Raw genomic sequence first — 11,770 nt, 5'->3', positions numbered from 1 at the left:
TCACAGTCGCCTCTTCAAATTCCTTCACCCGGGCGGCGCACTCGGGGCAGAACTCGCAATGGGCGGAGACACCGACGGCCAGCGGCAGGGGCAGCTCGTCGGCGGCGAAGGCGCGCAGCATGGGTTCAGTCGGATGGGTCTTAATCATGGCCTTGCTCCACTTGTTCCTTCAGTTTCTGTAGTGCCAGCCGCAGCCGGGACTTGATGGTGCCAAGGGGCACGCCGAGCCGGTCGGCCAGCTCCTGCTGGGAGAGCTCATGCAGGTAGATGCCGCGCACCACCTGCTGCTGCGGCTCCGGCAACGTGGCGACATAGTGGGCCATCTGGCGGGTCAGCACCGCGTCTTCACCGCCGCTCAGGTGCTCCTCTTCGGCCCGGAACTCCAGCAACGGCCAGATCTCCTCGGCGCAGAGCTCCTCCTTGCTGGCGCGGCGGCGGCGCAGCATGTCAAAGCTCTGGTTGCGCATCACTGTGTAGATCCAGGTGGTGGCGGCGCCCTTGTCGGGGTGATAGAGCCGTGCCTTCTGCCAGACCAGCAGCATGGTCTCCTGCACCAGTTCCATGGCGTTGGCTTCACTGCCGAGGTGGCGCAGCCCGTAGCTGCGGATGCGCGGCGCGAAGTGGTGGAACAGGGTGGCGAAGGCAGCCTTGTCGGCCCGCTCGGCCACCCGGACCAGCAAAGATGTGAGGTCGCCGTCTGGGTTGTCCATGGGGGGCGATGTCCTGCGTGGAGCCGATTGTGGTTGGCCAGTATATGCCATTGCGCCATCCCTCGCGTGTGGTGTTCACCCCCAATACGGTGAGCGAGGAAAAAGGATCACCGGGAAGGGGAATTCAATGGCTCGCGACCAGCAGACCGCTCAGCAGGGAGAGGGTGGGCTGGTTGTCCTTGGCCGCCACCAGCCACTGTTTTTGCTCCACCGGGATGGGCAGCACCTCCAGCCAGCGCTGGGCGACCCAGCTCGCATCCTCCCAGTCCGGCTCCGGATAGAGGGCCGCGTACTCCGGATAGTCGTTGAACACATCCTGCAACGCCTTGGCCAGGGAGTGCTGATCCGCCTGGAGCCTGCCGCTCTGCCAGGGGGGCAGGGGATCCACCTCGCCGACCCGCAGACCGTCCTCTTCCTGCCAGAGATCCGTGATGCGCACCCGCTCCACCCCGAGCACCGTGATGCCGAGCAAACCATCGGGCAGCAGATCGAAATCGATGATGCGCACCCGGGTGGCGATGGGGTACATGTTGCGCAGCGCATCGGGCTGGCGGGGGTCCAGCATGCAGAGCGCGAACTCCCGCTCCCGGGACTCGGCGATCATGCGCTGGTATCTGGGCTCGAAGATGCGCAGCGGCATGATGCCGCCCGGCAGCAGGTGAGCGGAGAGTGGAAACAGTACCAGTGTCATGGGAATCATCCTCCAACGGCGTCCTCAAAGGATACGACCGCCACGGGAAGCGGGATCATTCAGATCGAATCGGTATAAATAACCCTGTCATAATCAGGGGAAAATAGCCTGGACAAGCCGTTTCGTTATGCAGTAGAAATGGATAACCACCACTTACCCAAATCAATATCCTGCAATGTGGTGGAAAACGCAGTGAAATATCCGCCACACCCACGGGTGCGGGCCGTTCCTATAGTTTTCTCGGCCCGATGCGGGTAAAATTCACGCCCTTATCCAGTCAGTCACTTTTCGACGCGCAACCTCGGTGGTCAGTTATGAAAGAGCATATTCATCATCTACTTGAACAAACGGTAGCCAATCTCAAGTCCGCAGGCGTCCTGCCCGCCGACCTGGAAGCCCGGGTGCAAGTAGACCGATGCAAGGAGAAGGCTCACGGCGACCTGGCCACCAACCTGGCCATGCTGCTGGCCAAACCGGCCCGCAAGAACCCCCGCGAGCTGGCCGCTGCCATCATCGAGCACCTGCCCGCCTCCGATCTGATCGCCAAGGTCGAGATCGCCGGCCCCGGCTTCATCAACTTCTTCTTCGACCCGAGCTGGCTGGCCGGTCAGGTGGAAGCCATGGTGACCTCCGACAACGCCAACGTGAAGCTGCCGGCGCCGCAGACCGTGGTGGTGGACTACTCCGCCCCCAACGTGGCCAAGGAGATGGCGGTGCACCACATCCGCTCCACCGTGCTCGGTGACGTGGCCGCCCGCGCCCTCGAATTCCTGGGCCACAAGGTGGTGCGTGCCAACCACATCGGCGACTGGGGCACCCAGTTCGGCATGCTGATCGCCCACCTGCAAGATATGGAAGAAGAAGGCGAAAGGCATAGAATCCAAGAACAAAATCGCCGCGGTGTGGAAGTAGCAAAACCAGCCTACCTCGTGGAAGACATGTTGAGTCTGCAAGATTTTGAGTTGTTTTATACCCAAGCCAAACGCCAGTACGACGAAGACGAAGCCTTCGCCGAGCGCGCCCGCAACTACGTGGTGAAACTGCAAGGTGGCGATGAGTACTGCCGCACCATGTGGAAGAAGCTGGTCGACATGACCATGGAGCAGAACCAGCGCAACTACGACCGTCTGAACATCTCCCTGTCCAACAAGGACATCATGGGCGAGTCCATGTACAACGACATGCTGCCGCAGATCGTTGCCGACCTGAAAGCCAAGGGGCTGGCAGTCGAGAGCGAAGGGGCCACCGTGGTCTTCCTGGACGAGTTCAAGAACAAGGATGGCGAGCCCATGGGCGTCATCATCCAGAAGAGCGACGGCGGTTTCCTCTACACCACCACCGACATCGCCTGCGCCAAATACCGTTACGAGAACCTGGGCGCCGACCGGGTCATGTACTTCATCGACTCCCGTCAGCACCAGCACCTGATGCAGGCCTGGACCATCACCCGCAAGGCGGGCTATGTGCCGGAATCCGTGCCCCTCGAGCACCACGCCTTCGGCATGATGCTGGGCAAGGACGGCCGTCCCTACAAGACCCGCTCCGGCGGCACCGTCAAGCTGGTCGACCTGCTGAACGAAGCGGAAGAGCGCGCCAGCGCCCTGCTGGAGAGCCGCAACAGCGACCTCTCTGCCGAAGAGAAGGCCCAGGTGGTGCACGCCATCGCCATGGGCGCGGTCAAGTATGCGGATCTCTCCAAGAACCGCACCACCGACTACATCTTCGACTGGGATCTGATGCTCTCCTTTGAAGGCAACACGGCGCCGTACCTGCAATACGCCTACACCCGTATCCAGTCCATCTTCCGCAAGGCCGGCGTCGATGCCGATACCCTGAGCGGCAAGGTGGTCCTGAGCGAAGACGCCGAAGAGACCCTGGCCCAGAAGCTGATCCAGTTCTCCGACGCGGTCAACGGCGTGGCGGACAAGGGGATGCCGCACCTGCTCTGTACCTATCTGTATGAGCTGTCCGGCAACTTCATGACCTTCTACGAAGCCTGCCCGATCAACAAGGACGGCGTGGACGAGGCGACCCGCCAGAGCCGTCTGCTGCTGTGCGCCGCCACCGCCAAGGTGCTCAAGCTGGGCCTGGGCGTGCTGGGCATCCACACCCTGGAGCGCATGTAATAGATGGCGACCCGGGATTACGTCGGCAACAGCCCGAGACGACGGGCGGGTGGCCGTAACATCAAGAAAGCGGCCCCTCGCCGCTTTCCTGTTATCCCGGCACTGCTGGCCGGGGCCCTGGTCGTCGGTTTCGGCGCCTTCCTCTACCTCATCAACGGCAAGGGCGCCGATGCCCCCACCATCGAAGAGCAGGTGAAGGCCAACAAACCCAAGGCACAGGGCAATACCCTGCCCCAGGAGAAGTGGAGCTACATCGAGCGGCTGGAGAACAAGCAGGTGGACATCATAGAGCCGCCGCCCCAGCCGGGCGTGCTGCCGCCCCCGCCTGCCGAGACCATGACCCTGCAACCGGAGAAGCTGCCCAAGCCGGTCGCGACCGACATTCCCCAGCCGGGAACCCCCATCGGTCAGGTGAAGCCCTATCAGCCGCAACCGGTGCAGCCGACCAAGCCGGCCACCGGCGCCCCGGTCGCCAGCGCCCGGGAGCAGGTGATCGACCAGAAGGCCGAGCGTGAGCGGATGGAGCGGGAGATCCGCGCCGAACTGGAGCGGGAGCGTGCCGAGGCCGCCAGGGCCAAGGCGGCGACCCAGACTGCCCAGACCGCAGCCGCCGACGGCGGTCGCTACATGATGCAGTGTGCCGCCCTGCGCTCCCAGGATTCCGCAGAATCCCTCAAGGCGCGCATCGCCTTCACCGCCGGGCTCTCCTCCAGCCTGCAGGTAGTGAACGGGGCCGGTGGCGCCGTCTACAAGGTGATGGTGGGCCCCTTCAACGGCAAGGCCGCGGCCGACGCGGCCAACCGCAAGCTGCAGGGCTCGGGCATCAGCGGCTGCATCCCCAAGAAGGGGTGATCGCCGCGTTCATGCACAGGGCCGGGTGGCAACACCCGGCCCTGTTTCTTTTGGCGCCATCCCGCGCCCACCCGATCCCTCCCCCGCGATCCGTGCTCGGCACAGGCTTGAAAAGCCGTTTTGCCATCCCCATCTTTTCCTCCATGCACAGTCAGGCCGTCATTCGGCTCAAGCGAGGTAAGTAAAGTGACTACCATAGTTTCAGTTCGCCGCAACGGTCAGGTCGTCATCGGTGGCGATGGCCAGGTTTCTCTTGGCAACACCGTCATGAAGGGCAACGCCCGCAAGGTTCATCGCCTCTACAACGGCAAGGTACTGGCTGGTTTCGCCGGCGGCACCGCCGACGCCTTCACCCTGCTCGAGCGCTTCGAAGCCAAACTGCAGGCCCATCAGGGCAACCTGGAGCGCGCCGCCGTGGCGCTGGCCAAGGACTGGCGCACCGATCGCGCCCTGCGCCGCCTCGAGGCGCTGCTGGCCGTCGCCGACGAGCACAAATCCTTCATCATCACCGGCAACGGTGACGTGGTGCAGCCGGAGCACGATCTCATCGCCATCGGCAGCGGCGGCAACTTTGCCCAGTCCGCCGCCATCGCCCTGCTGGAGAACACCGAGCTCGACGCCAAGAGCATTGTCGAGAAGTCCCTCAAGATTGCGGGCGACATCTGTGTGTTCACCAACGGCAACCACACCATCGAAGTGCTGGATTATTCAGCTAAATAAGTCGGCGAAATAGGGCCGCCAAATAAGGCCGCCAGCCAAACCCCATTTTCCAAGGGGTGGGCCCTGCCCGCCCCGGATACAGGAACGCCATCATGTCCGAGATGACCCCGAGAGAAATCGTCCACGAGCTGGACAGACACATCATTGGTCAGGCCGACGCCAAGCGCGCGGTCGCCGTCGCCCTGCGCAACCGCTGGCGCCGGATGCAGCTCTCCGAGGAGATGCGCCACGAGGTGACCCCGAAGAACATTCTGATGATCGGCCCGACCGGCGTCGGCAAGACCGAGATCGCCCGTCGCCTGGCCAAGCTGGCCAACGCCCCCTTCATCAAGGTGGAAGCGACCAAGTTCACCGAAGTGGGCTATGTGGGCAAGGAAGTGGACAGCATCATCCGCGATCTGACCGATGTCGCCATCAAGCTGGTGCGCGAGACCGAGATGGAGAAGATGAAATACCGCGCCGAGGAAGCCGCAGAAGAGCGCATCCTCGACGCCCTGCTGCCCAACCCGCGCAACAGCTGGGGTGAGGAAGAGAAAGCCGACAACTCCAACACCCGCCAGATTTTCCGCAAGAAACTGCGGGAAGGTCAGCTGGATGACAAGGAGATCGAGCTGGATCTGGCCGCTTCCCCGATGGGCGTCGAAATCATGACCCCGCCGGGCATGGAAGAGATGGCCAACCAGCTGCAGGGGCTGTTCCAGAATCTGGGCCAGAACCAGAAGAAGAAGCGCAAGATCAAGGTCAAAGAGGCCATGAAGGCGCTGATCGAAGAGGAAGCGGCCAAGCTGGTCAACCCGGAAGAGCTGAAGCAGAAAGCCATCGCTGCGGTCGAGAACAACGGCATCGTCTTCCTCGACGAGATCGACAAGATCTGCAAGCGCGGCGAGAGCTCGGGCCCGGACGTTTCCCGTGAAGGGGTTCAGCGCGACCTGCTGCCGCTGGTCGAGGGCTGCACCGTCAACACCAAGCACGGCATGGTCAAGACCGATCACATCCTGTTTGTCGCCTCCGGTGCCTTCCAGATCGCCAAGCCGTCCGACCTCATCCCCGAGCTGCAGGGTCGTCTGCCGATCCGGGTCGAGCTGACCGCCCTGACCACCGAAGACTTCGAGCGCATCCTGACCGAGCCGAACGCCTCCCTGACCGATCAGTACAAGGCACTGATGGCCACCGAAGGGGTCAACATCGAGTTCACCCAGGATGGCATCCGCCGTCTGGCCGAAGCGGCCTGGCAGGTCAACGAGCGCACCGAGAACATCGGCGCCCGTCGTCTGCACACCGTGATGGAGCGGCTGATGGAAGACATCTCCTACGACGCCTCCGAGAAGTCAGGCGAGACCTTCGTCATCAACACCGACTACGTCAACGCCCACCTCGGCAAGCTGATTGAAGACGAGGATCTGAGCCGCTTCATTCTGTAACAGGTTGATCGATAACGAGGAGCTGAGCGGTTTACTATCCTGCTCAATCCCATAGCAAGACGCCTCCCCTGTGGAGGCGTCTTCGTTTTCAGCGTTCTCCCGACTCGCAGCCGTCCCGGGCCACATCACCCTGCACGGCACGCTCCCCCCTTCCCGCCAGCCAGAGCGCACTCATCAGCAGCAAGGCCGTCAGGGCGAAGGTGACCCGGGTGGCAAACGCCAGCTCGTCCGCCGTCGCGAGGGCGAGATCGGGCCGCCCCGCCAGGGCGGCGAACAGGCCCCCCAGCCCCGCCGCCCCCGTCAACTGGCCCAGGTTGCGCGACAGGGTCAGCAGCCCGGCCACGGCGCCCCGGCTCGCCCCCTCCGTCTCCCCCACCACGGCGCTGTTGTTGGCGGTCTGGAACAGGGCATAACCGGCGGTGAGCAGCAGGATGGGCAGCAGGTAGCCGAGGGGCCCGAGCGCCCTGTCCAGCAGGGCCAGCAAGACGGCGGCCACCACCATGAGCCCCAGGCCGAGGCGCACCACAGGGGTCGCCCCCACCCTGTCCACCAGCCAGCCGGCGGGCATGCCGGACAGCGCCGCCAGCAGGGGGCCCATGGAGATCATCAGCCCCACCGTCCCCATGTCGAGGGCAAAGGCGCCGTGAAGGTAGAAAGGACCGATCAGCAGCGTCGCCACCATGACGCTGGCCACCAGCGCACTGGCGATGATCCCGCCTCTTCGCCTGGACGCCCCCAACAGCGCCAGGGGCAGCAGGGGGCGACGGGCGCCCGAGTCGGCACGCACGAAGAGCACCATGGCGACGAGCGCCCCTATCCCCGGCCAGACCCCGAGTGGGCTGCCCCGGGTCAGTGCCAGCCCGTAGCAGAGCAGCGCCGTCACCAGCAGCAACAGACTGGTGAGCGGGAGGCCTCCCTCGGCAGAGCCCGCCTCATCCCGGGGCAGATCCCGCCAGGCACACCCCAGCGCAAGCAACGTCAGGGGGAGCAGCAGCAGGAAGGGAGCCTGCCAGCCAAATCCGCCGATCAACAGGCCGCCAAAGGAGGGGCCGAGCGCCGTGCCGCAGGCCGACAGGGTGCCGAGCAATCCCATGCTCCAGCCCCGTCGGGCTGGCGGCACCAGCTCTCCTGCCATGGCCAGGGAGAGCACCAGCATGCAGGCCGCACCCGCCCCTTGCAGGGTGCGAGCGGCAATGAGCCAGCCAATGGAAGGGGCCAGGGCGCACAGCAGGGAAGCCAGCGCAAAGACCCCGGTCCCCCAGAGCAGCAGGCGACGCCGCCCCAGACGATCCCCGAGCCGGCCCGCCACCACCGTCAGACTGGTGATCCCAAGCAGGTAGGCCACCAGCACCCATTGCAGGCTGGCGAAGGGCACGCCGAAGTCCTGCCCCAGGGCAGGCAGCACCAGGTTGGCCATGCTGCCCGCCAGCATGGGCAGCAGGGTGGCGAGCCCGAGCCCCACGAGGCCAAGACGGCGCGTCACAGGAGGGGAAACAAGAAGTGGTGTGGACATGGCAGTCTCTCCGGCAAGTGATGATGCACTCAGGCTAGCGGGGGGGATGACAAGGCGGAAGACGCACGTATTGCAGCTTATAGTTGCATCAGACGCCATATGAAGAGACGGCAACTCGGGTATCATGAAGGGGTCGGCCCGTCAGGCGCCGCCTGCGAGGAGACGACCATGACCCCGGATTTCAACCTGCTGATCACCCTGGATGCCCTGCTGGAAGAGGGCAGTGTGGCGGGCGCCGCCAGACGGCTAGGCCTGAGTGCTTCCGCCATGAGCCGGGCCCTGGCAAGGCTGCGGGAGACCACGGGGGATCCGCTGCTCGTGCGGGCGGGACGCGGCCTGATCCCCACCCCCCGGGCGCAGATCCTGCGGGATGAGGTTGCCCGCCTGGTTCAGGAGACCCGGGCCGTGCTGCGCCCCCAGCAGGAAGTAGACCCGGCGAGCCTGGAGCGCACCTTCCGCCTGCGATCCAGCGACGGCTTCGTGGAAGCGGTGGGCCCCGCCCTGCTGGCGCGCCTCGCCGTCGAGGCCCCCGGGGTGCGGCTGCACTTTCTGGCCAAACCCGACAAGGAGAGCGGCCCCCTGCGCCGTGGCGAGCTGGACTTCGAGACCGGAGTCATCGGCGCCACCACGGCCCCCGAGCTGCGCACCCAGGCCCTGTTCCAGGACCACTTCGTCGCCGTGGTGCACCCGGACCACCCCCTCTGCGACGGCACCCTGACCGTGGCGCGCTATGCCGCCGCACGCCACGTGCTGGTCTCCCGCCGGGGCCAGCCTCACAGCCCCATCGACGAGATCCTCGCAGGCCAGGGGAGGCGGCGCACCATCACCACCCTGGTTCCCGGGTTTGCGACGGCGCTGGCCCTGGTCAGGGAGAGCAATCTGGTGGCGACGGTGCCGCACCTGCACTGCGCCAGCCTGCTCGGCGATCTGGTCACCCTGCCCCTGCCCTTCGCTCTGCCAGGGATCCGGGTCGCCCTGCTCTGGCACCCCAGTCAGGATGCCGATCCGGGCCACCGCTGGCTGCGCGCCCTGATACGGGACACCTGTGCCCGACCCCCCTATCACACCGGGGCCACCGACACCCCCTGATCCGGGTAAGGCAGAGCCCGACTCCATCACAGGCCCCTTGTGGCCCGGGCGCCCGTCCCCGGGACCAGAAGTGCCTTTCACCACCCCATCACACCGACATGCCCGTGGCTTGGGCACAATCGGTGGATCCTTCCCCCTGCCGGACGGGGATCACGGCCCCTCAGAGCGGGGCGGATCACATTGCGGGCAAAAAGATCCTGCCGCCCGCTTCCGCATTTTTTATACGGACGTATAATTGCGTACAAAATGCATACACCAGGAGCACCAGCCAGATGCACCCCACCCGTCAGAAACTGCTCGATACCGGCCTCGCCATCGCCACCGAGAAAGGGCTGCGCGGCCTGACGGTGCGCGAGCTGGCGGCGGCGGCCGAGGTGAACCTCGGCTCCTTCGTCTACCACTTCGGCAACCGCGACGCCTTTATCGACGAGTTGGTCGAGCTCTGGTACGCCCCCCTCTATGACGAGCTCAAGGCGGTGGCAGCCAAAGGCTCCTACCCCTCTGCCATCGCCATGTTCGAGGCCACCATGGAGGCGCTGATCGGGCTGGTGGCGCGCCAGCGCGGCTTCATCAACCACCTGTTTGGCGATGCCCTGGCGGGTGAAGGGGCGGCCCAGCGCTTTCTGCTCAGTCTGCCGCGCCGTCATCCCCTGCTGCTGATCGAGCAGGTACGGATGGCACAGGCGGAAGGGTCGCTGGTCGCGGGTCACCCGCTCCAGCTGATGATCTTCATCATGGGGTCGGTCGGCCTGCCGCTGGTGATCGCCGGCAGCGGTCGCCAGCTCGGCTGGCTGCCCGAACAGGCCGCCCCCTTTCTCAGCCAGATAGACAACCCCGAGGCCGCCAGACAACGGCTGGTATGGGCCCTGCGCGGCCTGCGCCCCACCGACATGAAAGAAGGAGAAACGGCATGAAACAACGCATCGCGATGCTAGCTCTGCTGCTGGCCGTTCTCGGTGGTGACCTCTGGCTGCAGAGCCTTCCTCAAGGAGAAGCAGCATGAAACAACGCATTGCAATCCTGGCCCTGCTGCTAACTGTTATCGGTGGCTACCTCTGGTCGCAGGGGCGCCCGACCGACGGATCCATCCTCTACGGCAACGTCGATATTCGCGACGTCAATCTGGCCTTTCGGGTCGGCGGCCGCGTCGATCAGGTGCTGGTCGATGAGGGGGATAGCGTAAAAGCCGGTCAACTGCTGGCCCGCCTGGATCCGGCTCCCCTCACCCACAGCCGCGACAGCGCCCGCGCCAATCTGGCTGCACTCACTGCCGCCAACGCCCTGATCCACAAAGGCTATCGCAGCGAAGAGACCGACCGCGCCCGGGCCGCACTTGCCGCCGCCGAAGCCGCTGCACTGGAGGCCAACCAGCAGTGGCGCCGCCAGAGCGCATTGGCCGCCACCGGCGCTATCTCCCGCGGTCAGCTCGATACCGCCCGCTCCCAGCGGGATCAGACCCAGGCGCAGGTGCGCTCGGCACGCGAACAGCTCGCCCAGCTCGAAACCGGCTACCGCCCGGAGGAAATCGCCCAGTCCGATGCCCAGCTGGAAGGGGCCAAAGCGGCGCTCGCCAGTGCCGAGCTGGCGCTGGCGGATGCCAGCCTGACCACCCCCAGCGACGGCATCATCATCAGCCGCGCCATCGAGAACGGCAGCATGGTGCAGAGCGGAGCGACCGCCTTCAACCTCTCCCTGACCGCGCCGGTCTGGGTGCGCGCCTATGTGGAGGAGCCCTGGCTCGGCCACTTCCCGAGCGGCGCCAGGGTGACCCTCACCACCGACTCGCGGCCGGACAAGCCCTATCACGGGGTGGTGGGATTTGTCTCGCCGACCGCCGAGTTCACCCCGAAATCGGTGGAGACGCCAGACCTGCGCACTCACCTCGTCTACCGGCTGCGCATCGTGGTGCAGGACCCCGACCCGGCCCTGCGTCAGGGGATGCCGGTCACCGTCAGGCTGGCGCCATGAGCTGCGCCATCTCCCTCGAGGGGCTCACCAAACGCTTTGGTGAGCGGGTCGCCCTCAACGCCATCTCCGCCACCATTCCGACCGGTGGCATCACCGGGCTGGTCGGCCCCGACGGCGCGGGCAAGAGCACCCTGCTGCGCCTGCTGGCCGGTCTGCTGATCCCCGAAGCGGGCACCATCCGGGTGCTGGGGCTGGATCCTGTAAGCGAGGGGGATCTGCTGCGTCAGCGCCTCGGCTACATGCCCCAGCAGTTCGGCCTCTACGAGGATCTCAGCGTGCTGGAGAACCTCACCCTCTACGCTGACTTGCGCGGCGTACTGGAGCCCGAACGCACGCCCACCTTCGCGCGGCTGCTCGCCTTCACCGATCTCGCCCGCTTCACCGCAAGGCCGGCAGGCAAGCTCTCTGGCGGGATGAAGCAGAAACTCGGGCTGGCCTGCGCCCTGCTCGGCACCCCGGATGTGCTGCTGCTGGACGAACCTGGGGTCGGGGTCGATCCCATCTCTCGCCGCGCCCTCTGGCAGATGGTGCGCGAGCTGGCAAAAGGGGGAATGACGGTGCTCTGGAGTACCGCCTATCTCGATGAGGCGGAGCTGTGCGACCACGTGCTGCTGATGGCGGATGGCGAGGTGCGCACCAGCGGCACGCCAGCCGATCTGATGGGGGCCATGGCCAGCCGC

General features: G+C 65.4%; 11 protein-coding genes and 1 pseudogene. 8 read left to right on the top strand and 4 right to left on the bottom strand.

Translation table 11 applies throughout. From position 1 onward, the window contains the following. The 3 genes and pseudogenes from AACR77_RS13995 to AACR77_RS13985 all read right to left on the bottom strand — a co-directional run. Positions 1-148, bottom strand: a pseudogene (locus tag AACR77_RS13995) (ChrR family anti-sigma-E factor); the annotation flags it as partial. Continuing rightward, entirely contained in the window at positions 141-710 is a 570-nt protein-coding gene (locus AACR77_RS13990) for a sigma-70 family RNA polymerase sigma factor (protein ID WP_042882327.1), read from the bottom strand. The pseudogene AACR77_RS13995 and the gene AACR77_RS13990, both read right to left, overlap by 8 nt. Before the next feature lie 124 nt (positions 711-834). Continuing rightward, complete coding sequence (locus tag AACR77_RS13985) at positions 835-1,401, bottom strand: LON peptidase substrate-binding domain-containing protein (RefSeq protein ID WP_041211950.1); 567 nt, start codon at positions 1,399-1,401, stop codon at positions 835-837. Between the two features lie 314 nt (positions 1,402-1,715). On the opposite strand from AACR77_RS13985, the gene argS reads away from it, so the two are divergent. The 4 genes from argS (at position 1,716) to hslU (ending at position 6,520) form a co-directional block, all read left to right on the top strand. After that, entirely contained in the window at positions 1,716-3,527 is a 1,812-nt protein-coding gene (gene argS, locus AACR77_RS13980) for an arginine--tRNA ligase (RefSeq protein ID WP_042882325.1), read from the top strand. 3 nt (positions 3,528-3,530) lie between these two features. Then, positions 3,531-4,379 (top strand): SPOR domain-containing protein, encoded by an 849-nt coding sequence (locus AACR77_RS13975; RefSeq protein ID WP_010676029.1) that lies wholly within the window; start codon positions 3,531-3,533, stop codon positions 4,377-4,379. 186 nt (positions 4,380-4,565) lie between these two features. Next, positions 4,566-5,099, top strand: coding sequence for an ATP-dependent protease subunit HslV (gene hslV, locus AACR77_RS13970; protein ID WP_005306539.1), 534 nt, complete (start codon positions 4,566-4,568; stop codon positions 5,097-5,099). Positions 5,100-5,191: 92 nt separating this feature from the next. Further along, positions 5,192-6,520, top strand: coding sequence for an HslU--HslV peptidase ATPase subunit (gene hslU, locus AACR77_RS13965; protein ID WP_042882323.1), 1,329 nt, complete (start codon positions 5,192-5,194; stop codon positions 6,518-6,520). Between the two features lie 88 nt (positions 6,521-6,608). On the opposite strand, the gene AACR77_RS13960 is transcribed toward hslU, so the two are convergent. Then, positions 6,609-8,033, bottom strand: a complete 1,425-nt coding sequence (locus tag AACR77_RS13960) for an MFS transporter (protein WP_042882321.1) — start codon at positions 8,031-8,033, stop codon at positions 6,609-6,611. 168 nt (positions 8,034-8,201) lie between these two features. On the opposite strand from AACR77_RS13960, the gene AACR77_RS13955 reads away from it, so the two are divergent. The 4 genes from AACR77_RS13955 to AACR77_RS13940 form a co-directional block, all read left to right on the top strand. Next, entirely contained in the window at positions 8,202-9,122 is a 921-nt protein-coding gene (locus AACR77_RS13955) for a LysR family transcriptional regulator (protein WP_010676033.1), read from the top strand. Positions 9,123-9,394: 272 nt separating this feature from the next. Then, complete coding sequence (locus tag AACR77_RS13950) at positions 9,395-10,036, top strand: TetR/AcrR family transcriptional regulator (RefSeq protein WP_010676034.1); 642 nt, start codon at positions 9,395-9,397, stop codon at positions 10,034-10,036. Positions 10,037-10,121: 85 nt separating this feature from the next. Continuing rightward, positions 10,122-11,090: a secretion protein HlyD gene (gene hlyD, locus AACR77_RS13945; RefSeq protein ID WP_042882319.1), complete on the top strand. Its 969-nt coding sequence runs from the start codon at positions 10,122-10,124 to the stop codon at positions 11,088-11,090. Beyond that, a partial coding sequence (locus tag AACR77_RS13940; RefSeq protein WP_042882317.1) for an ABC transporter ATP-binding protein occupies positions 11,087-11,770 on the top strand: 684 nt, incomplete at its 3' end. The genes hlyD and AACR77_RS13940, both read left to right, overlap by 4 nt.

Origin of the sequence: Aeromonas sp. ZOR0002 (genome assembly GCF_963866995.1) — a bacterium.
Lineage (GTDB): Bacteria > Pseudomonadota > Gammaproteobacteria > Enterobacterales > Aeromonadaceae > Aeromonas > Aeromonas caviae.
This window is presented reverse-complemented; position numbering and strand designations above follow the sequence as displayed.